At 56.7% G+C, this 21923-nt stretch carries 20 protein-coding genes; 15 read left to right on the forward strand and 5 right to left on the reverse strand.

Going from position 1 to position 21923, the window contains the following annotated elements:
* The first annotated feature begins 40 nt into the window (after positions 1–40).
* From uraD to FCN15_RS08780, 6 genes are all read left to right on the forward strand, one after another.
* Positions 41–589: a 2-oxo-4-hydroxy-4-carboxy-5-ureidoimidazoline decarboxylase gene (uraD, locus tag FCN15_RS08755; protein ID WP_138494630.1), complete on the forward strand. Its 549-nt coding sequence runs from the start codon at positions 41–43 to the stop codon at positions 587–589.
* Positions 583–1554 carry a factor-independent urate hydroxylase gene (gene pucL, locus FCN15_RS08760; protein ID WP_138494631.1) on the forward strand — a complete coding sequence of 324 codons (972 nt, stop codon included), beginning with the start codon at positions 583–585 and terminating at the stop codon, positions 1552–1554. Before uraD ends, pucL begins: the two co-directional genes overlap by 7 nt.
* 2 nt (positions 1555–1556) lie before the next feature.
* A complete protein-coding gene (gene uraH, locus FCN15_RS08765; protein ID WP_138494632.1) occupies positions 1557–1979 on the forward strand; it encodes a hydroxyisourate hydrolase in 423 nt (140 codons plus the stop codon).
* Between the two features lie 53 nt (positions 1980–2032).
* Positions 2033–3433 carry an allantoinase AllB gene (allB, locus tag FCN15_RS08770; RefSeq protein WP_138494633.1) on the forward strand — a complete coding sequence of 467 codons (1401 nt, stop codon included), beginning with the start codon at positions 2033–2035 and terminating at the stop codon, positions 3431–3433.
* On the forward strand, positions 3430–4950 hold the full coding sequence (locus FCN15_RS08775) for a Zn-dependent hydrolase (protein ID WP_238996584.1): 1521 nt from the start codon (positions 3430–3432) through the stop codon (positions 4948–4950). Before allB ends, FCN15_RS08775 begins: the two co-directional genes overlap by 4 nt.
* A 446-nt stretch (positions 4951–5396) precedes the next feature.
* On the forward strand, positions 5397–6833 hold the full coding sequence (locus FCN15_RS08780) for a pyridoxal-phosphate-dependent aminotransferase family protein (protein WP_138494729.1): 1437 nt from the start codon (positions 5397–5399) through the stop codon (positions 6831–6833).
* Between the two features lie 16 nt (positions 6834–6849).
* Here FCN15_RS08780 and FCN15_RS08785 read toward each other — a convergent pair whose 3' ends face one another.
* Both FCN15_RS08785 and FCN15_RS08790 read right to left on the reverse strand, forming a co-directional pair.
* Positions 6850–7563: a class I SAM-dependent methyltransferase gene (locus FCN15_RS08785; RefSeq protein WP_420819560.1), complete on the reverse strand. Its 714-nt coding sequence runs from the start codon at positions 7561–7563 to the stop codon at positions 6850–6852.
* Between the two features lie 136 nt (positions 7564–7699).
* Positions 7700–8269, reverse strand: coding sequence for an RrF2 family transcriptional regulator (locus FCN15_RS08790; RefSeq protein WP_138494635.1), 570 nt, complete (start codon positions 8267–8269; stop codon positions 7700–7702).
* A 360-nt stretch (positions 8270–8629) separates the two neighbouring features.
* On the opposite strand from FCN15_RS08790, the gene FCN15_RS08795 reads away from it, so the two are divergent.
* The 6 genes from FCN15_RS08795 to FCN15_RS08820 all read left to right on the forward strand — a co-directional run bounded on the left by FCN15_RS08795 (position 8630) and on the right by FCN15_RS08820 (position 17352).
* Entirely contained in the window at positions 8630–11671 is a 3042-nt protein-coding gene (locus tag FCN15_RS08795) for an efflux RND transporter permease subunit (protein ID WP_138494636.1), read from the forward strand.
* A 232-nt stretch (positions 11672–11903) separates the two neighbouring features.
* Entirely contained in the window at positions 11904–12719 is an 816-nt protein-coding gene (locus FCN15_RS08800) for a methionine ABC transporter ATP-binding protein (RefSeq protein ID WP_138494637.1), read from the forward strand.
* Between the two features lie 176 nt (positions 12720–12895).
* Complete coding sequence (locus FCN15_RS08805; RefSeq protein WP_420819561.1) at positions 12896–13558, forward strand: methionine ABC transporter permease; 663 nt, start codon at positions 12896–12898, stop codon at positions 13556–13558.
* 147 nt (positions 13559–13705) lie between these two features.
* Positions 13706–14557, forward strand: coding sequence for a MetQ/NlpA family ABC transporter substrate-binding protein (locus tag FCN15_RS08810; protein ID WP_138494638.1), 852 nt, complete (start codon positions 13706–13708; stop codon positions 14555–14557).
* 214 nt (positions 14558–14771) lie between these two features.
* On the forward strand, positions 14772–16556 hold the full coding sequence (locus FCN15_RS08815) for a HAMP domain-containing methyl-accepting chemotaxis protein (RefSeq protein ID WP_162515325.1): 1785 nt from the start codon (positions 14772–14774) through the stop codon (positions 16554–16556).
* Between the two features lie 205 nt (positions 16557–16761).
* Positions 16762–17352, forward strand: coding sequence for an SLOG family protein (locus FCN15_RS08820; protein ID WP_138494640.1), 591 nt, complete (start codon positions 16762–16764; stop codon positions 17350–17352).
* A gap of 126 nt (positions 17353–17478) precedes the next feature.
* Here the strand turns inward: FCN15_RS08820 and FCN15_RS08825 are convergent, their stop codons facing one another.
* On the reverse strand, positions 17479–18210 hold the full coding sequence (locus FCN15_RS08825) for an SGNH/GDSL hydrolase family protein (RefSeq protein WP_138494641.1): 732 nt from the start codon (positions 18208–18210) through the stop codon (positions 17479–17481).
* Positions 18211–18439: 229 nt separating this feature from the next.
* On the opposite strand from FCN15_RS08825, the gene FCN15_RS08830 reads away from it, so the two are divergent.
* Entirely contained in the window at positions 18440–19441 is a 1002-nt protein-coding gene (locus tag FCN15_RS08830; protein WP_138494642.1) for a Gfo/Idh/MocA family protein, read from the forward strand.
* Positions 19442–19457: 16 nt separating this feature from the next.
* The gene (locus FCN15_RS08835) at positions 19458–20024 is read left to right on the forward strand and encodes an isochorismatase family protein (RefSeq protein WP_138494643.1); all 567 of its coding nucleotides are present in this window, start codon (positions 19458–19460) and stop codon (positions 20022–20024) included.
* 212 nt (positions 20025–20236) lie between these two features.
* On the opposite strand, the gene FCN15_RS08840 is transcribed toward FCN15_RS08835, so the two are convergent.
* Both FCN15_RS08840 and FCN15_RS08845 read right to left on the reverse strand, forming a co-directional pair.
* Complete coding sequence (locus FCN15_RS08840; protein ID WP_138494644.1) at positions 20237–20758, reverse strand: hypothetical protein; 522 nt, start codon at positions 20756–20758, stop codon at positions 20237–20239.
* A 43-nt stretch (positions 20759–20801) separates the two neighbouring features.
* Entirely contained in the window at positions 20802–21278 is a 477-nt protein-coding gene (locus tag FCN15_RS08845) for a DUF2798 domain-containing protein (RefSeq protein WP_138494645.1), read from the reverse strand.
* 174 nt (positions 21279–21452) lie between these two features.
* On the opposite strand from FCN15_RS08845, the gene FCN15_RS08850 reads away from it, so the two are divergent.
* On the forward strand, positions 21453–21884 hold the full coding sequence (locus FCN15_RS08850; RefSeq protein ID WP_138494646.1) for a MarR family winged helix-turn-helix transcriptional regulator: 432 nt from the start codon (positions 21453–21455) through the stop codon (positions 21882–21884).
* Positions 21885–21923: the final 39 nt, after the last annotated feature.

Here is a 21923-nt window from a genome sequence, read left to right on the forward strand (position 1 = left end):
AATTTGGCCATCCGGCCAGGCAGGGGAGGGAGGACATCCTTTGACGCATGCTGAGACCATTTCGCTGAAGGAGTTGAACGGGCTGAGCCGGTCAGCGTTTGTGAGCGTACTTGGGGGGATTTTTGAACATTCGCCCTGGGTGGCTGAAGCCGTCTTCGAGCAGGGCCCTTTCCGTTCGGTTCAGGAGCTGCATGGAAAAATGCTTGCCATCGTGGAGCAGTCCGGCGGGGAGCGGATTCTGGAGCTGATCCGGGCTCATCCCGACCTGGCGGGCCGGATGAAGGTGGAAGGCTACAGCGCCAAGGAGCAGCAGGGCGCAGGGCTGGATGCGCTGACGGCAGAGGAATATGAACGCTTCACGCAGCTGAATGAAAGCTACAAGCGCAAGTTCGGTTTTCCGTTTATTTTGGCCGTCACAGGCAAAACGAAGGACGACATCGCCGCCGCCATGAAGGAGCGGGTGCAGCATGAGCCGGAAGCGGAACGCCAAACCGCTCTGCGGGAGATCGGCCGGATTGCCGAAATCCGGTTAAACCAATTCATTGCCGGATCAGCCGGTGCACCGGAAAGGATGGATGAATCATGCTGAAGCATTCCAGCGGACGTACGTTTTATTACGGAAAAGGGGACGTGCTCGTGTACCGGACTTATGCCGCACCGCTGGAGGTGGCAGCCGTGCCGGAATCGCCTTTTACGGGGAACAGCAACGTTATTTTCGCCCATAATCTCAAATTTGCGGTCAGCGGGGATGCGCTGCTCTCTTCTTTTACTGAAGGAGATAACACGCTGGTGGTCGCCACAGACTCCATGAAAAATTTCCTGCTTCGCAACGCCGCCGAGTTTGAGGGAAGCACAACGGAGGGCCTGCTGTTCTTTCTCGCCAGCCGCTTCATGGAGCGCTATCCGCATATCACGGGAATCGAAATCAGCGGTGACCGGCTGCCGTTTCAGTCGCTGGATGTTCCGGGGCCGGACGGGTTCGTCCCAAGCGGGCTTGTCTTCCGCCATTCGCATAATGACCACGCGGGCGCGGGGCTGGAGCTTGTCCGCAGCAGCAGCGGCGGAGCCGGGCTGGTGTCCGGCTGGTCCGGGCTGACGGATCTTCAGCTGATCAAGGTCAGCGGCAGCTCCTTTTTCGGATTTGTGCGCGACGAATATACGACCCTGCCGGACAGCTATGACCGCCCGCTGTTTATTTATCTTAATATTTTCTGGAAATACGCAAATCCCGACCACGCCATGGACGCTTCGCTGGGGGCTTATGTGGCGGCTGAGCAGGTGAGCGATATTGCGCATACGGTGTTTTACGAGGAAAAATCCCCGTCCATCCAGTACCTGATCTGGCTGATCGGACGGCGGCTTCTGACCCGGTTCCCGCAGCTTGCCGAAGTCAGCTTCGAGTCCAACAACCGGACGTGGGAGACGATCGTAGATCCGGCGGACAGCGGTTCGCCCGGCGTATTTACAGAGCCCCGCCCGCCGTACGGCTTTCAGGGCTTTACGGTTACGAGAGAGGACCTGGAGACCGAAGCGCCGGCGGCCGGAGGGGAATAGCTGTGGCAGGGACAGGAGCAGGGGCAGGGGCAGGGGCAGGGGCAGGCAGATTGACGACCCATGTGCTGGATCTGGCGCGCGGCGGACCGGCGGCAGGCGTTGAGGTGAAGCTGTACAGCCTTTCGGGAGCAGAGCGGATGCTGCTGCGTGAAGCAGTCACCAGCGCGGACGGCCGGACGGGCGGGCCGCTGCTGGAAGGGACAGACATGAAGCCGGGGCTTTATGAGCTGGAGTTTGATGTCGGCGCTTATTTCAGGCAGGCGGATGAGGCTGAGGATGAGGCTGCAGATGAGACTGAGGCAGATGGTCAGGCAGGCTTTTTCGGGCTTGTGCCGATCCGGTTTCGGATTGTCCGCGCAGAGGAGCATTACCATGTGCCGCTGCTTGCAGCGCCGGGCGGGTACAGCACTTACCGGGGGAGCTGACGGCTGCACATAGAGAGCACATACTGGCTGAACATGGCAGAGGAGGCCGGAGCATGAGCGAACATTTCGAACATTTTGATTGGATCCTCGCAGGAGGAGAGGTTGTACTGCCTGGTGAAACCCGGCGGCTCGACATCGGCATCCGCAGCGGATTAATAGCGGCATTAGGCGAGAACCTGAACGCTGCCGAGGCAAGGGAAGTGAAGGATGCATCCGGCATGCTGGTGCTGCCGGGGGTGATTGACACCCACGTCCATTTTAACGAGCCGAATATGGGACACTGGGAAGGCTTTGAAACCGGCTCGGCTGCGCTCGCCGCCGGCGGCTGCACGCTTTATGCGGATATGCCGCTGAACGGCAATCCGCCGACCGTCACGCTGGAGGCGCTCGAGATGAAGCGGCGGCTGGCCGCCGGAAGCTCGGCAGTCGATTACAGCTTCTGGGGCGGGCTGATGCCCGGATTCCTCGGCCATATCGAGGAGCTTGCCGAAGCCGGGGTCATCGGCTTTAAAGCGTTTATGTCGAATCCGGGCGGAGAAGGCGAGGGCCGCTTCCGGGAGGCGGACCGGGAGACGCTGCGGGAGGGCATGCGCAGAATTGCGGCCGCCGGCGGCATTCTGGCGCTCCATGCCGAAAGTGACGCCTTGACCTCCAGACTGGCTGAGGAAGCCTTGGCGGCCGGGCGGACAGACGCCCGGGCTTTTGCCGCCTCCCGGCCTGTGGAAGCGGAAACGGCTGCGGTGACCGAAGCGCTGGAGCTTGCGGAGCAAACGGGCTGCCGGCTGCATTTTGTGCATATCAGCTCGCCTGAAGCAGTGGACATCATTGATGCGGCCAAACGGCGGGGCGCAGATGTCACGCTGGAGACCTGTCCGCATTATTTGGTGCTGACGGCTTCCGATATGGAGCGGCTGGGACCTGTGGCGAAATGCGCGCCTCCGCTGCGGGATGCAGCACGGCTTGAGGAGCTCTGGAAGCGGGTGGCCGAGGGCAAGATCGACTTTATCGCTTCCGATCACTCTCCGTGCCCGGAGGTCATGAAGCAGCCGGTCAGCGGCAGCTTCTTTGAAGCCTGGGGCGGCATCGCCGGCGCGCAGAGCACCCTGGAGCTGATGTATCACGAAGGCTGCGTCAAGCGGGGCCTGCCGCTGCATCAGCTGGCCGCTCTTTTGTCCTCCCATCCGGCTGAACGCTACGGTTACTCCAGCAAGGGCAGAATTGCACCGGGCTATGACGCCGACCTGGTTCTGCTGGACCCGGGGCGGAGCTATACACTGACGCCGGGTGACCTTTGGCACCGCCACAAGCACAGCCCTTATGTGGGGCGGACTTTTTCAGGCAGAGTCACTGCGGTTTATTGCCGGGGAAATGTTGTATACAGCGAGGCGGAACGCAGCGTGAGGCCGGGAGGCGGCACGTTCGTCACGCCGGGGAAGGCAGGTGCCCGGGGATGAACGGACAGGCGGGGAATGAGCAGGCGGTGAACGGCCAGGCGATGAACGGCCAGTCAGAGAACCACCGGTCAATGAAGGTTCGGACGGAGAACAACCAGCCGGTGAACGATCGATTGGTGAACGCCCAGTTGGTGAATGATCAGCCGCTGAACGGTCAGGAAGGAAGTGATTGGCGATCTTCTGAGCACGCGGAGCTTGTTAACGCTCAGACATCTGCGGGAGCTGTTGATTATGAAGCAGCCCCTAATCCTTTTGCAAATAAGCTTACCTGTAAAATGTTCGAGCTGCTGGAGGCCTTGTCCCGCTTTGGCGGCGGCCCGCCCGGCGGGGGAATCACCCGGCTGCTGTACACGCCGGCCTGGCTGGAGGCCCAGCTGTTTTTGGCGGAGCAGATGAATCTTGCGGGGCTGGAGGTGCGCTTCGACAGGGTCGGCAATCTTTACGGCAGGCTGGAGGGGACGGAACCCGGACGGGCGGTTATTTTGACCGGATCGCATATCGATACAGTGAGGCATGGCGGAAAATATGACGGTGCGCTGGGCGTTGCGGCTTCGCTTGCGGCTGTTGTCTCGCTGAAGGAGCGGTACGGCGTGCCGAAGCAAACGCTCGAGGTGGTTTCTTTTTGTGAAGAGGAAGGGAGCCGGTTTCCATTCGCTTACTGGGGCTCGGGCAGCGTCACCGGGGAACTGGTGCTTGAGCGCTGCGGCCTCATCCGGGACGGGGATGGAGTAACGCTTCAGGAGGCGATGCTGGCGGCCGGATTTGGCCGGCCGGAGCAGGCGGAGCCGCGCCGGAGTGATCTCGGCGCCTATGTAGAGGTTCACATCGAACAGGGCATTGTACTGGAGCGGACGGGCACCGAAATAGGGATTGTGGAGACGATTGCCGGCCAGCGCCGGTATACGGTGGACATCCACGGTGAAGCCAATCATGCGGGGACAACTCCCATGGGGATGCGCCGTGACGCGCTTGCGGGTGCAGCGGAGATGATGGTCCTGCTGGAGAAAATGGCTCTTGCGGAAGGTCCGCCCCTTGTCGCCACAGTGGGCAGGCTGGACTTGAGCCCGAATACCTCCAATGTTATTCCGGGCGGGGCAAGCTTCACTTTAGATATCCGGCACGAGTCTGCCGATGCGCTGGAGGCATTCTGCGGCCGGGTAAGCGAGGCCTTTGCCGGTATCGCGGCCGCAAGAGGGCTGAAGCTTGCGCAGCAGCTTCAGCTTGAGGCTCCGCCGGCGCCGATGGACGCCGGACTTGGCGGCAGGCTCGAGCGGCTGTGCAGCAGCCGCGGCCTGTCCTGCCGCCGGATGGTCAGCGGCGCGGGTCACGACGCGCAGCTGCTCGCCGCCGTCTGCCCGGCGGCGATGCTGTTTGTGCCGAGCCGCGGCGGCATCAGCCACGCGCCGGAGGAGTACACCGCGCCGGAGCAGCTGGCGCGGGGGACGGAGCTGCTGGCGGCACTGCTGCACCAGCTGGCCTACGAAGAGGAAGCCGCACAGGAGGGGGAAGAAAAATGACACCAGACCCAGCACAGAGGGCAGACTCGGAATTGAACTTAAAATCGCAGCCGGAAGAGCAATCGGGAGAGCAATCGGCAGCGCCATCGGGAGAGCAGTCGGGAGAGGAATCCGGATCGAAATCCGGATCGAAATCTGGATCGAAATCTGGATCGATATCTGGAGCGAAACCGGGAGCAGACTCAGGAGCAGACTCAGGAGCAGGCTCAGCTGGGGATTCAGAATTCGGATCAGGAACGCAGCCAGGGGAGACAGCATGGACGATGAGTTCAGGCACGCAGCCCGTACAATCCGCAGCGGAATCCGCGCAACCCGCAGCGCAGTCCGGAGCGGATTCAAGAGCGGATTCAAGAGCGGATTCAAGTACGGGCTTTGACCCGGCCCTTACGCCGCCGGTGCCGGATCGCCAGCCTTATCCGGACTTTGCTCCTTCGCCCCGCATCATCATGACGCCGGGTCCCGTCGAGGTCGATCCCCGGGTGCTCCGCGCCCTGTCCGCCCCGATTCTCGGTCAGTTCGACCCTGAATTTACAGGGCTTATGAACCGGGTGATGGTCATGCTGCGCGAGCTGTTTCAGACCCGGAACCAGTGGGCTTATCCGGTGGACGGCACCTCGCGCTCCGGGATCGAAGCGGTGCTGGCCAGCCTAATCGAGCCGGGCGACAAGGTGCTGATCCCGATTTACGGACGGTTCGGCTATCTGCTGTATGAGATAGCCGAGCGCTGCGGTGCGGAGATCATCGTGATGGAGCGCGAATGGGGCTCGGTATTCGAGCCGGATGAGATCATTGCCGCCATCCGGCAGCACCGCCCGGCCGTGGTCGCAATGGTCCACGGCGAAACCTCCACCGGCCGCATGCAGCCGGTGGAAGGCATCGGCGCAGCCTGCCGCGAGGCGGGCGCGCTGCTGGTGATGGACGCCGTCGCCACGATAGGCGGCGTCCCGGTGCGGACCGATGACTGGCAGGTCGATGCCGTCATCGGGGGCACGCAGAAATGCCTGTCCGTACCGTCAGGCATGGCGCCCGTCACGTACAGCGGCCGTGCCGAGCGGAAGCTGCAGGCGCGCAAGAGCGTCGAGCGCGGCCTTTGGGCGGAGCCGAGGAAGCGGGACGCTGCACTGTCCGGACTATCCGGACTGTCAGACCCGGCGGAGCTGCTTGACCCGTCCGGTATTCAGAGCGCGGACACCGGCATTCATAGCATTCATTCAGCGGGCTCAGTCCGGGAATCCGTCCAAAGCTTAGTGCAACAATTTTCCCAAGTTTCATTTCAAGGTTCAATCCAAGGTTCATCATCCCAAGCTCCATCATTCCAAGCTCCATCCAAAAGCTCATCCCAAGGTCCTTCCTCCAAATACCGGCCGTTCCGCATTCAAAGCAACTATCTGGACCTCAGCCAGCTGCAGGATTACTGGAGTCCGGCCAGGCTGAACCACCATACGGAAATGACGTCCATGCTCTACGGACTTTACGAGGGACTCCGGCTCGTCCTGAACGAAGGGCTGGAGAACCGTTTTGCCAGGCACCGGCTGCATGAAGCAGCCCTGATAGCCGGACTTCAAGGCATGGGGCTCAGCCTGTACGGGGACCCTGGCTGCAAGCTTCCCGTCGTGACCTGCGTCACCATTCCGGAGGGAGTGGACGGGGAGCAGGTCAGAGCCCGGCTGCTGGCCGACTTCGGCATCGAAATCGCCAGCTCTTTTGGCCCGCTGAAGGGAAAAATATGGCGCATTGGAACGATGGGCTACAGCTGCCGCAAGACCAATGTGCTGCATCTGCTTGGCGCACTTGAAGCCGTCCTGCTGCGCAGCGGCTGCAAGCTTCCGGCCGGGGCAGCCGTGCAGGCGGCTTTGGAGGTGTATGAGGCCCGGGAGAGCTAGGGCCAGCCTCTTACTTCTACTTGATGGCAACTGCGGCGGCCGCGACGCGGATCCGGCATGTATCGGCCATCCACTGGCCGTCCCGGTACAGCCGCGGCTTCACTTTTTCTTCAATAGCCGTATACATGGCAAGCCGGAGATCTTCAGGAACGTCTGGGAAAAAATAACCGGAGAAGCTGTCCAGCCATTTCCGCACTCCGGCTTTAAGCGGCGCCAGCTGGCTGAAATGCTGTGCCGAGATCACCCGGAAGCTTCTGCGCTCCAGCAGCGCCGCATATTCCTCTGCTGTGGGCAAATACCACGGATTCCGGCCTTCCCACGCATACCCTTCACTCTCCAGCGTTTCTTTAATAGCGTCTGTCAGTGTCGAGACATTCCCGCTGCCTGCGAACTCGGCCACAAACCGGCCGCCCTCCCGAAGAGCAGACCTGATCGAGCTGACTACGCCGGGCGCATCCGGAATCCAGTGCAGGACTGCATGGGAGAACACAGCGTCAAAAGGGGTTTCGGTTCGGTAGCAGCGGATGTCTGCCGCCTGAAAGTTCAGCTCCGGATAGGCGCTGGCGGCACGCTTTACCGCTTCCGCGGACAGGTCAATACCTGTCGGAATTGCGCCAGCGGCGGCGATTTGGGCCGTTAAATCCCCATTTCCGCAGCCAATGTCGAGGATATGCTCCCCCGGTGCAGGCTGCAGCAGGGAGAGAACTCCGCTCCCAAGCTGGCCTTTCATCTCTTTAATGCAGCTGCGGGTTGCCGCAGCGCTGGTGCTTTTGTCCATTTTGCTGTCCTCCTTCACAATAATTCCTCCTCTATTCTCAGATTATGGAGTTTGTTTATCCATAATTGATGCGCTGAAAGCGGACGTATCACATCTTGTGCACTCCGCAGGCTGGGGGGGCGGCGTCCAATACCGACTGGATCGTATGCTCCTCCAGGTATTGAAACAGCTGCCGTTCGGCCCCGTCCATGATCTGTTTGACCAGGCATTCGCTTGCGCCGGGCTTTATTTCAGGCTCCGCCTGCCTATCCTTTTGCTGCATTTCCTTTTGCTGCATTTCCTTCTGCTGCCTATCCCTTTGTTTCTTATCCTCTTGTTGTTTATCTGTATGATCAGCCGGCTCCTCAGCCAGCAGCCGGTGCTGCTGCGAATTTACGTTCGAACATTCAAAGAGATGCTGTCTGCCCTCAATCACCTGAATGACCTTCAGGAAGGTAATCTGACCGGCCGGATGTGCAAGCTCATAGCCGCCCTTCACGCCGGGCACTGCGCGGACGATGCCATCCTGCCTGAGTTTAGACATGATCTTGGATAAATAACTTTCGGATACGCCAAGCGAAGCGGATAACTCCTTAATCCCGGTGCTGCGGTTATGTTCGGAGCGTGCGAGGTACACCAGGGCATGCAGCGCATAATCGGTGCTTTTTGAGAATTGAATGGCGCTCTCCTCCTTGAAATCAAATGATCTGAAATTGTGGACATCTGTTATCCGTGATAGTACTAATCGGGTAAAAAGGCAACGTCAAACGAGAAAGCCCCGCATTCCGTTTCCCCAGTGCCCATCCTCAGTTCCATCCCCAGTTCCGTCTCTATTTCCATCTTCACTTTCCATCTTCAGTTTCTATCTCCGCATTCCATCTCCAGACCAGCCGCCCCTCCGACCAAAGTCGGGGACAATGAACCGGCGCAGGTCTGTTCCGCCTATCCAGCTTCTTCCATTAGACTAAGTGAGCAAACCACTCACAGACACAGAGACATGACAAAGAAGCTGAACAAAGGGAAGGGGATTTGAGGGACAATGGAGAGGTTAACCAAATGGGCATTCAGGAACAAAGCGGCGGTCGGACTGCTGATCGCAATGGCTTTGGTCATCGGGATGTTCAGCTACACATCGCTGCCGATGGAATTAATGCCGGAGGCGGACAACCCGCAGGTTACTGTAACGGCGCTTGGACAGGGGCAAAATGCCCACACCATGGAAACCCAGGTCACAAAGCCGCTTGAACAGGCGGTGGCCGCGGTCAAAGGCAAGACGGAAATGTTCTCCACCTCGGGAGACGGATATGCGCAGGTGGAATTGTATTTTGACTCCAAGACGGATATGAAGCAGGCCGCGCAGGATGTGCAGAAAGCCGTGGACAGCGTGCAGCTGCCGGAAGGGGTTATGAAGCCGTTTGTTGTGCAGCTCAATACCTCGATGATCCCGGTGTCGGAGCTGACCCTTTCCTTTAAAGACGGTTTAACGGAGGCAAACGTCAAGAAAGCCGAGGAGACGATCCTTCCGGAGCTGCAAAAGCTGGACGGCGTTGCCAGCGTAACGCTGGGAGGCAAGCCGGAGCCCGTGGTGAGCGTCAAGGCGGATGCGGCAAAAATGGCTGAGAAACACGTCACCTACCCCCAACTGGTGACTGTTCTGCAGGGCCGCAATCTTTCGGTCTCTCTCGGTGAGCAGACCATTGACGGGCAGGCCGGCAATCTTAGCGTGACCTCCACAGTAGACAGTCTGGATACCCTGAGCAAGCTGCCGGTCATACCGGGCGTCAAGCTGGAGGATGTGGCGTCAGTCCAGTTCAAGCAGGAGCAGGAAAGCGTCAGCCGCTCTAACGGCAAAGATGTCCTGTTTGCCATTGTAACGAAGGAAGCGAACGCCAATGCGGTGGCGGTCAGCAAGGAGGTGCAGAAGGAGGCGGAGAAGCTCAGCGATTCTGCCGGCGCCCAAGTTGAGGTAATCTTCAGCACGGCGGATATGGTCGTCGATTCCGTTAACAGTATGATGCGTGAAGTGCTGATGGGCGCTCTGTTCGCGACGATTGTCATTCTGCTGTTCCTGCGCAATCTGCGGGCTACGCTGGTTACGGCCATTTCGATTCCGCTGTCGCTGGCCGTTACGCTGTATCTGCTTAAAGCTTCGGGCATCACGCTGAATATTATTACACTTGGCGCAGTGGCGGTAGCCGTCGGCCGGCTGGTGGACGACAGCATCGTTGTCATCGAAAATATTTACAGAAGAATGCAGAAGGAAGCTTTTTCACGGGAAATGATCTTCAGTGCCGTCAAAGAAGTGGCGGGCGCAATTACATCATCGACGATTGCCACCGTGGCGGTCTTTCTGCCGATGGGGCTGCTGCGCGGCTCGCTGCAGGACTTCCTGCTGCCGTTTGCGCTGACCGTTACGTATTCGCTGCTCACCAGTCTGGTGGTGGCGCTGACGGTTGTGCCGCTGCTGAGCTCCTGGATGCTGAAGAACGCCCGTTTGAGAGAGCCGGAGCCGTCCCGCCGCTTTGCTTCTTTCCTGCGCTGGAACCTCCGTTATAAATGGGTGACGCTGTCTCTGACGGTTCTCGTCTTTGCCGGCTCCATTGCCGCTTACGCGATGATGCCGAAGGCTGCGCTTGATTCCTCGGACGCAAGCTATGTTGCAGTCGGGCTCAGCTACCCGAGCCATACACCGGTGGAGGATGCGCTTGCCAAAGGCAGACAGCTGGAGCAGGATTTAATGGCCCAGGATGAGGTCAAGACGGTCATTCTCCAGTCCGGCAACAGCTCGGACAGCGCCCAGTTTGGCGATGTCAGCTCTTTGACAGAGGTCACCTACACGATTGCCCTTAAAGAGAAGGCGGACGCCCAGCAGCTGATCGACCATGTGAACGGATTGAAAAAGGATTACGAAGGCGCGGTGCTCACCGCCGCTGCAACGGGACTGTTTAGCGGGGGAAGCTCCGCTGTGGAAAATATCGATGTCATTGGCGACAATTTCGCCGACATCAGCAAGGTTGCCGAAGAAGTGCAGGCTTCTATTAAAGACATTGACGGCGTCAGCAAAGTCAGCAGCAATATGAAGGATACGAAGCCGGTGTACAGCTTTGAAGTGAACCCTGCTTTGGCTGACGGGCAGGACATTGCCCAGCAGCTTGGCGCCATGCTCCGCCCGGTTCCGCTCGGAACCATCGACTGGAAGGAGAACCAGGTGAATGTGCTCCTGGAGCCTATGCTGAAGCCTGAAACCGCGCAGGATCTGCAGGCTGTAACCGTTGAAACGGCAAATGGTCCTGTGGCGATTACCAAGCTGGCTAAGCTTGAGGTCCAAAATCTTCCTTCTATGGTTTATCACAAGGATGGCAAGACCTATCTGCGCATCAGCGCCGAAATGGATCCGGAGAAGGTTTCGGTTGTTGGCGGCAAAATTAAGGAAGCAGCGGATAAGATCAAGCTGCCGGACGGCGTTGCCTTGGCGGTTGGCGGAGCTTCTGCCGATCAGGCCGGAGACTTTAAGGATTTAGGCATGACGGCTTTGATCTCCATCGGTTTGGTGTACCTGATCATGGTTCTGACCTTCAAGACCTTGAGAGCGCCGCTGGCGATTATGTTCTCTGTACCGCTGGCCGCGATCGGCGCTGTTGCAGCGCTGATGATATCCGGTGTGTCGCCTGACTTCACGGCGATGTTCGGCGCCCTTATGCTGATAGGTATTGTGGTGACCAACGCGATCGTGCTGATTGACCGGATCAAGCATAATGAACAGCACATGAGCATCCGCGAATCCATTATCGAGGCCGCAGGCGTGCGCATGCGCCCGATTCTCATGACGGCGATTGCAACCATCTGCGCCATGCTGCCGCTGTTGTTCCGTCCGGCCGAGCAGGGCAGCATCGTCTCGCAGAGCCTGGCCATTGTAGTCGTAGGCGGCCTCGCTGCCGCAACGCTGCTTACGCTGTTTGTGGTGCCGGCGATGTATGAGCTGCTGCATTTCCGGAAATCGGCCCGTCAGCGGAGGGCTGCCGAGCACGCGGTTAAACCTGCAGCTGAGCATGTTGAATCTGCCCCGGTCGCGGAGGCTTGAATAGTGTTTTTAAACTTTTAACTACCTGGCTTGACCGCCAAAGGCGCAGTATGGCTGCGTTTTTGGCGGTTTTTTTCTGCCTGGGTCAAAATTTTGGCGGGAATCAATCGTCATAAAGCAGTGACACAGCGATGAATATGAACTATAATTGCTGAGGATTATAAACTATAACAGCTAATGAATATTAGTAATACAATAAATATCACACCCTGTGGGGAAAGTGGGGGAGAACATGATCTCACTGAAGCAGGTGGGAAAAAGTTACGGCGCCCCGGGCAAGCCGGCCTTTTCAGCGGTTGATGATGTCACGCTGGACATCCGTCCGGGCACGATTCACGGCATTATCGGCCAAAGCGGCGCCGGAAAGTCCACGCTGCTGCGCATGATGAATATGCTGGAGCGGCCGGATACCGGTCAGGTGTGGTTCGATGGCCGGGATTTAACGGACATGCCGGAGCACGAGCTTCGCGAAATCCGCCGCCAGTCCGGCATGATCTTTCAGCAGTTCCATCTGCTGCATAACCGGACGGCTGCGCGCAATGTGGAGATGCCGCTGGAGCTGGCCGGCGTGCCGAAGAAGCAGCGGAAGCAGAGGGCGCAGGAATGCCTGGCGATCACGGGCCTTCTTGACAAGGCCGGCCAGTACCCTGCCGCGCTGAGCGGCGGGCAGAAGCAGCGGGTGGCCATCGCCCGGGCGCTTGCCCATCATCCGAAGGTGCTGCTGTGCGACGAGCCGACTTCGGCTCTTGATCCGAAGACGACCGCCGAGATTCTGAGCGTCCTTTGGACGATCAACCGCAGACTGGGCGTAACAATTGTGATCGTTACTCATGAAATGGAGGTTGTCCGCAGAATCTGTGACGAGGTTTCGGTCATGGAGGACGGACGTCTCACTGATCAATTCCGGATGCCGCAGCGCAGAGCCGCCGGAAGCGGGAGTACGGACGGCGAATATGCGGGGGAAACTACGGCTGAAGAGCTCCTCTTTCCGCCTCCGGCCAGCTACCGGGAGCAGCTGCTCGGCAAGAAGGAGGGGAGTGAAGGATGATAGAAGCGGCAATTCCGGCATTACCGGCTATATCGGCTATATCGGCAATACCTGATATGATTGCTTATTCGAAGCAGCCGGGCTTCCTTCTTTCGAACGCACAGGCCCTGCTTCATTCCATGTCCGCTTTACTTCCTGTGCCGTTTGGTTCAGGCCTGGCTTCAGCGGACTTGTCGCTGTACGACAAGCTCGTCCAGTACCAGTCTGAAATCTGGAAGTCCATCGGCCAGACCTTCCTGATGGTCGGGATCTCGCTGGCTGCCGCCATCGTTCTCGGACTTCCGGCGGGCACGCTGCTGTATCTGTCCCGGAGAGGGCAGATGTACGAGAACCGCACGGTTTCGATGGTGCTTAACACTCTGGTCAACATTATCCGCTCGTTCCCGTTTCTGCTGCTGGTCGTGTTCCTCATTCCGTTTACCCGGTTTCTGGTCGGCACCTCCATCGGGACGATTGCGGCTTCCGTACCGCTCGCCATTGTCGCCATTGCGCATTATGCGCGGCTGGCTGAGCAGTCCCTGCTTGAAATACCGCGCGGGGTCATTGAAGCGGCCCGGTCGATGGGCTCCTCCAGGCTGCAGATTATCCTGAAGTTTCTTTATCCGGAAGCCCGCTCGGGTCTGGTGCTCGGCCTGACGTCTTCTGCGATCAGCTTTATCTCCTATTCCACTGTCGTAGGGATTGTGGGCGGCGGCGGGGTCGGCGATTTTGCGATCCGCTACGGCTACCAGCGCTTTGAAATGGACATTACTGGTTTTATCATCGTCTTGATGATCGTGCTCGTGCAGGCCGTCCAGTTTGCGGGCAGCCGCCTGGCCGCCTGGCTGGATAAACGCTGAGCAGGCGCTGGGCAGGGCCGAGGGAACGGCCGGTTTCAGCTGCAGCCCGCAGGTTAAGCTGCGGTTCATATAAATGCCGGGATATCCGGCAGCATTATTTGGGTAATCTTTTTACTTAATAATAGAGAAAATGGGGGTTTATCTATCATGTTTAAAAAGCTTAGCTTACTTTCGCTCACGCTTGCGCTCGCAATTACTGCGGCAGGCTGCGGGAAGAACGACAATAATGCTGGTAACGCAGCAGCATCCGCTTCCGCATCTGCAGATTCCGGCAAGGAAGTGACGCTGAAGGTCGCAACGCTTATTCCGCCGATGACGGACATTCTGGATATCGTGACTCCGATTCTGAAGGAGGAAGGCATTAACCTCGAGAAGGTGGTGCTCTCCGACAATGTTCAGCCGAACGATGCGCTGGCCAACAAAGAAGTCGATGCGAACTTCTTCCAGCACGTTCCTTACATGGAACAGTACAATGAGAGCAAGAATACCAATCTGGTCGCTGTACAGCCGGTTTACAACGCGATTTACGGCGCTTATTCCAAACGCTACAAGAACATTGAGGACCTTCCGGACGGCGCAACGATCGTCATTGCGAATGACCCGTCCAATATCGGCCGGTCCCTGAACATGCTGGATCAAGCCGGTCTGATCACCTTAAAAGAGGGTACCGGCATTCAATCCACGCAGGCTGATATTGTGGAGAACCCGCATAAATTCAAGTTTCAGGAAGTGGATCTGCTCATGCTGGCCCGCATGCTCGATGACGCAGACCTCGTTCTCATGACGCCGGCCTATGCCAAACCGGTAGGATTGACGCCGACCAAAGACGCGCTGATTAAAGAAGGGAAAGACGATTCGGACTTTGCCATTACGCTGGTTGCCCGTGAGGATAACAAGGACTCGGATGCCATTCAGAAGCTGGCGAAGGCCATCTCCGGCCCTGAAGTCAAGAAATTCCTGGAAGAGAACTACGCGGACATTGCAGTTCCGGCATTTTGAAAAATAAGCTGCCAAACCAGCCCCGGTTCGGCTCCTAGCGGAGCAGCCGGGGCTGATTTTTTGCAGTAATCCTTTTTTCTGGAAGTGAAGTGATTTATAAGCAGTAAATTTTCAGATGGTTTTCAGCTTGTACTCATACCTGTTTCAGCTAACTCGCTTATTCTGTATACAACAACAAAGAGAGCATCGAAGTTCTGGAGGGGGCGGCATGAAGATGAAGGAAATTAAGTGGTTTAGGAATATGAAGATTGGGACCAAGATTGGTCTGCTGCTGGTCTGGTTTTTAGTCAGCTTGATTGTTATTGGAGCAGTTGCGCTAAACCGGGTTTCGGACGTAAACGCTAAAGTAGTAGAGCTTAATGATACTAGACTGGTACCTATAGTAAGCCTTGAAGAAATCAAATCAGATATTGAATACATACGCTCGGAAGCCAACTCCCTGATGAGTGCAGGGAACGACGATTCAACCAAACAGCCGATTCAGGATGAGCTTGAGGAATATGTAGCAGCAACGACGAAGAAAGTAGATGCACTGCGGAATAACACGGAGTATACAGAAGCTGTTGCTGCTTATGATGCTTACATTACAGAAGAAGAAACCTTTGTCAAAGATCATGGTGTAGGAACCACTTCAACAATGGGGCCTGAGGCAGGGACAGAAGCGGCGGCAGCCGGCGATTCTGCATCCGGGGAAGCGGAAGCACCGGCCGTAGGCGGGCCGGAGGATATGGATGCTTTCGATACAGCGAGAACAACGGTTATTAATGCCTTCGAGCAGCTTGTCGAACAGCAGGTAGCAAATGCCAAAGCAACTTATGACAATAGTAAAGTTGTTTACAACGATACCATTACGTTCATTATTATTTCCATCTTGGTCAGCGCGCTGATCGTGGCAGCTTTCGGTTTCTTCATTACCCGCTCCATCACCGTTCCGGTCAAGAAGGTGACGTCCAAGCTGAAGGAAATTGCCAGCAGCGGCGGCGATCTGACCCAGCGGATTGACTACAGCAGCAAGGATGAAATCGGAGAGCTGAGCACCAGCTTTAACGAGTTTGCGGACAAGCTGCAGTTGATTATCAAAGAGGTGTCCGAAGTAGCCGAGAAAGTGGCCGTATCCAGCGAGCAGCTGAATGTGCAGGCAGGGGCAACTTCGCAGTCCCTCAATGCGGTATCCGGCATGATTGGGGAAGTAGCGGCCAGCTCCTCAGACGGTGCGGCAATTGCGGAGGAGACAACGGCCAGCCTGACGGAAGCGGCAGCTTTCTCGGAATCCACCTCCCAGGCAAGCAGCGGAACAACGGCAAGCAGCCGCAAGGCCAGAGCGGCTGCCGAGGATGGCGCAGAGCGCATTGCTGAGGTCGTAGCTTCGATTACGGATATTGCGGAATCCTCCAAACATGTATCCGGGGTGATGATCGAGCTGGATCAGTCCTCGAAGCGCATCGGCGAAATGCTCAAGGTGATCAGCGATATTTCGGAGCAGACAAACCTGCTCGCGCTGAATGCGGCAATTGAGGCAGCCCGGGCGGGCGAAGCCGGCCGCGGATTCAGCGTGGTGGCAGAGCAGATCCGTAAGCTGGCGGACGAAAGCTCGGCTGCAGCCAAGCAGATTGGCGGTCTCGTTAAAGAGAATGCCTTGAAATCGAGCTCTGCTGTTCATTCCGTTAAGAGCGTTGAGAATAAAGTATCGCTTGGTGTTGAGAAAGCGGATCAGGTCAGCGGCAACATCGAAGAGATTCTGTCCAGCATCACCAATATCGTAGAGCAGATTGAGGCAATTGAAGACGCCAACGTCAAGCAGGCTCACAGCGCTGCCGAGATGACCCGGGCGATGGATCAGCTGTCCACCGCTTCCTCGGAGATCGCCGAAGGCACGGACGGCATGAAATTTGAAATTGAGCAGCAGCTGCATTTGATGGGCAAGGTTGAGCAGACGACAACCGAATTAACCGTAACAGCGAAGCAGCTCCGCACCTTAACCTCCGGCTTTACGGTTTAAGGCTTCCGGTTTAACGCTTCTGGTTCAAGGCTTCCGGTTTAATGCTTCCCGGGGATGTACTATAATGGAGAAATTCAATCCCTGAGAACGAAAATACCGTACGGAGGCACGAAGCAAACATGCATAAACGAACACGAACAATACCGGATGCGGAGAAGACAGGCTTCAGAGAGCCTGCTCCTGCTGGCCGGACGGGTGCAGAAGGATGAAAAATCTGCTCGTTACCGGCTACCGCGCGCATGAGCTGAATATTTTTAACCAGAAGCATGAAGGCATTGCCTACATCAAACAGGCGGTCACGAACAAGCTGATTCCGCTGATTGAAGAAGGGCTGGAGTGGGTCATTACGCCCGGGCAGTACGGGGTGGATCTCTGGGCCTGCGAAGCCGCCATTGACCTGCGCAGACGGTATCCGCAGCTGAAATGCTCCATTCTCGCCGCCTATGCCAATCCGGAGGAGAACTGGAAGGAAGATAAGCAGGACTACTTCCGGCAGATGACGGAGCAGGTCGATTACTACGGAGCGGTAAGCAAGCAGCCTTACAGCGGCGTTTGGCAGCTGACTGCCCGGGATGACATGCTGCTGCGCAAGAGCGACGGACTGCTGCTCGTATATGATGAGGATGCGGGGGAAGCCAGCCCGAAATTCATCAAGCAGAAAGCATTGAAGAAGCAGGAGAAGGAAGATTATCCGGTCCTCATCATCACTGCCGAAGACATTGAGAGTCTGGTGAATGAGAGACAGGCGGAGGGCTTTGAAGCCGGCGCTCCGGCAGACGATCCGTATGAGTGGTGATGACTGGCCGTGACCGGTCCTGGCCGGACATTGCCAGAGAACAAGAAAGAACTAAAACATTCAGCGCTGCTGGTGTTTTAGTTCTTTCTTCTTTGTCTATCGTCCTAATAAAAAGACTGGCGGAACTCAAGACGGCTGGGCCTGTTTTCCGCCGAGCAGCAGGTACTCGTAGTGGTTCTTCAGAAACTCCAGCACCTTGTCGCAGATGATCCGGTGACCGTCCTTGTTGGGGTGGATGCCGTCCACACAAAGGTACTGGGTGAAATCGGGATGGGCGAGGAAGGCGCTGCGCACGTCGATCATCTTGGTCTTGGTCAGCTCGGCGACCTTCATAATGGTGGAGTTGTACCGTTCCTGCCACCAGTAGATTTTGGTCACGCTGCCCAGCCACTTCAGAACGTTGCTCTCCGCGTCCGGATTGCTGCCGGTCACCCATTTGAAGTAATTATCCGCATTGAGCGGAGGAAGATTCATGAGAATCGGGGTGATCTGCTGGCTGCGCAGGTATTCGATCGTTTCGGTCAGCATCTTCTCAAACAGGTTAAAATCCGTCTTCGGGCTGTGCTCGGCATCCGGATTCTCGGCAATGGCCTGCCAGTTGAAGTCGCAGTCGTTGCCCCCGTACTCAATCAGCACAATGCTTGGTTTATCCTTTAAAATATCCTTCTTGAGGCTGGTGATGCCTTTCATCAGCGTATTGCCGAATCTGGCCGTATTCCGGACAGCCCCCCTTAATTTTTCCTGCAGCAGTGAGACATAATTCTCCTCAAGCACCACGTATTTGCTCCGGTCTTCATCGTAAACGACCCCTCTGGAAATGGAATCGCCGCTGATGATGTATTTTGGATCCTCCTGCATCGCTTTCACCCCTTTACTTTCGAATAATGATGTTATAATTCCGAAAAATGCCTTTGCCCTTATTGTAATCCTTGCGCAATTCCAAGAGCAAGCAGACGAAGCCGGGCGGAAGGGCTGAAAAGGATTTCATTTTGCAAATTTAAAACGGCCTCATAAAATGATAGAATAGTAGCGGTTACATGAAATCGATTTAGCGGAAGGCCTAATCCTATAATCAGGAGGTATTCGGATGGAACAAAGAAAGGTGAGATGGGGCATCCTCAGCACAGGCTGGATTGCCGAGCAGTTTGTTAAGGATTTGGCGCATGTTTCAAACGGTGAATGTGTGGCGGTCGGCTCCCGTACGAAGGAGAGCGCATCAGCATTCGCTCAGAAGCACGGCATCCCGCGCGCCTACGGCAGCTATGAGGAGCTGGCGCAGGACCCTGATGTGGACGTCATTTACATAGGTACACCGCATCCTTATCATAAGGAAAATACGTTAACCTGCCTGCGTGCAGGCAAAGCGGTGCTGTGCGAGAAGCCGTTTACGATCAACAGCGGCGAGCTGCAGGAAATGGCCGATCTGGCCAGGGAGAAGGGCCTGTTCCTGATGGAGGCCATGTGGACACGCTTCCTGCCGCCGATCCGGAAGGTCAGAGAATGGATTGCTGAAGGGCGGATCGGCGACGTCAAGCTCGTCCGGGCCGAGTTCGGCTTCAAGACCGACTGGAATCCGCAGCACCGTCTGCTCGATCTGAAGCTTGGCGGCGGGGCGCTGCTGGATGCGGGCATCTATCCGGTGTCTTTTGCCTCGATGGTGCTGGGGCCTTCGCCTGAACAGGTGCACAGCACCGCCCATATCGGCGAAACCGGAGTGGATGAGCACTTCTCGATCCTGCTTGATTACGGCGGCGGCAAGTCCGCGCTGCTCAGTGGCGCTGTTCGTGTCGATATGCCGAATGAAGCCATCATTTACGGGTCGGAAGGGTATATCCGCATTCCTTCTTTCCTGAACAGCAAAGAGGCGGTCCTCTACGTGAACGGTGAAGAAGCGGAGAAGTTTGAGGATAACCGCGAAAGCCTGGGCTACAATTTCGAGGCCGAGGCGGTCGGCGAATATTTGCTGGCAGGCAAGCAGGACAGCAGCGTTATTTCCCTGGATGAGTCGCTGAAGCTGATGCAGCTGCTGGACCAGATCCGCGGCCAGTGGGGCATTAAATACCCTGGGGAATCATTTTTGACCAGTTAGGACAGGAGGAAGGCTAATGAATGAGCTTCAGCTGGATTTTAACAAAACGGCGCTCGTGGTCATTGACCTGCAGAAGGGCATTATCCGGATGGCCGACGGGCAGGAGGCTGTCAATAATGCGGAGAAGCTGGTGAAGCTGTTCCGTAATAATAACGGCTTTATCGCATTCGTCCACGTGGCCTTTCACGACGGCAAAGACATGCTCCAGCCTTTAACGGATCAGCCTCCGGCACCCGCAGGCGAAATCCCGGCAGACTGGGCTGAATTCGCCGATGAGCTTGAGGTTGGAGCCGGCGATTATGTGGCAACCAAGCGCCAGTGGGGCGCATTCTACGGAACGGACCTGGACATTCAGCTCCGCCGCCGCGGAATTGACACGATCGTGCTGTGCGGCCTCGTTACCAACATTGGCGTAGAGGGCACGGCAAGGGAAGCTTTCCAGCACGGCTACAACCAGATCTTTGTGACCGATGCCATGAAGACTTACAGCCAGGAGCAGCACGATGCCTCTGTCAAATACATTTTCCCGCGCATCGGAAAAGTCAGAACGACTGCGGAATTTCTGGCACAGGTGCAGAAGTAAGGAGCGGCTGCATGAGCTGGAGCTAGAGCCAGCTCCGCAGCCTTCAGAAAACAAAGAGGCCGGTCCATCCGCCATGACGGCGAGCTGGAGCTCCGGCCTCTTTACTATGGGCAGTACGATCATCCTCTGTGCACTGTGCTCTGTGGTCTGTGGTCTGTGGTCTGTACTGTGTGCTGTGTGCTGTGTGCTGTTTGCTGTAAGCTCAGCCCGCGCTAAGCTCTGCGGGGAGCAAACCCTTCCTCTGCCAGGTACTCCCCGGCTTCTTCGCGGGTTTCAAAGGCCATGTCCAGATTGTCCCCGGAATAGACATACCAGAGGTCGTCTTCGTATTTCAGCGTGAGGGTCTGCCCCTCGGCATTGGTCCAAACCCCGCCTGAGGTCTGAGGGCTGGCGGCCTTGGATACCTGCGCGGGCGCTTCACTGGATAAAGCGGCTTCCCCGGTGCTCAGGTCTCCGTTGCCGGACAGGGAACGGATGGACCGCTCCACCAGATCACGAAGAGCTTCCGCAGAGTAGTCGCGGATATTGACGAAGCCCTTCTCATCGGTTTCACAGCCCTCCAGCAGCCCGGCGTACACAAAGGCGTTGCCGTTCGGATGCAGGTGATAGACGACCGTCTTCTTGTCGTAAATGCTTTGCTCGTAGTGAAAGTTAACCCGCTTGAGAGAGACGTCCCGGCGCTCCAGCTGCGGGAAGGATTCCAGAATTTCAAGCTTCTGTTCAAATGTTAGCATGGTATAGTCCAGCCTTTCAGGGTCTAAACGGATTTATTTGTGATTATAACACAGCTGTCCCTTTCCCGGAGAATTCAGCAGGAGGAGCGGTGATCATCCTGCTCACCAGTCTGCCTACCAGCTGCGGCAGGAAGAAGTTCAGGATCAGCACGATGACGAAGGCTACCCTCCAGGCTCCGACCCAGTGGCTGGCGAAATCCGGAATGAATCCGCGGGTATTGAACAGAGTCAGCGAGAAAGAAAGGACCAGCGTCATGACCAGCGCCATCAGGACAGCCTGGGCATACAGCTGGAATTTGCCGAATTTTTGAGCGACCCCCCGCACTCTCGCCGGCAGAAAGAAGTTGAGGACAAACGCAATAAGAAACGCGATCCCCCAGTCCTTCATCCAGGCCGCCATAAAGGCAGGAATAAACCCGCCTGCAAGCACATACGTCATAATGCCGGACATCATAAAGGTCATAATCACCGACATGACGAACACAAAGGCCAGCTGCCTGTATTTAGGCTGAATTTTCATTGTTGTACAGCACTCCTATCCACTTTTATTTCTATTTTTAAATACTTTATGCAAAGAGTATACGGGGATTCCCTATTAAAACCAAGCCGCATTCGGATTTGACACCCGATCAAATTAAAGTTATTCTTAGTTTCGGAGATAATAGGCTATGCTAGTATTTTGAGGAGGGGCGTTATGCCGCTTGATCAGGAGAACGGTGCAATCGGATACCTGCTGTCCAGAACTTACTTTGTCCATAAGAAGAGAACCACCGATATGCTGAGCGAATACGGGATTACGCCGGAGCAGTTCGGGATTCTGGATCAGCTGTACAAACATGAAGGAATTACCCAGAAGACGCTGGCCGAGCTGCACGGCAAGGATCAGACGAGTGTTGGCAAAACGCTTGAACGGCTGGAGAACAAGAATCTTGTCCACCGCAAGACCGACCCGGCCGACCGCCGAGCGATCCTGCTGACTCTTTCCGAGGAGGGAAGAGAGCTCTACAAGCAGGTGCTTCCCCTCATGGACGATCTTCATCAATATTTAAGCCGTTTGATTACGCCGGAGGGAGTGAATGAGCTCGCCAGGCTGCTGAATATCATTTATAAGGATCTATCCAGCTGAGGCATCAGCTGCCTTTTTTTGCTCGAATACCTGCATAGC

This window comes from Paenibacillus pinistramenti, from assembly GCF_005869875.1.
GTDB lineage: Bacteria > Bacillota > Bacilli > Paenibacillales > Paenibacillaceae > Fontibacillus > Fontibacillus pinistramenti.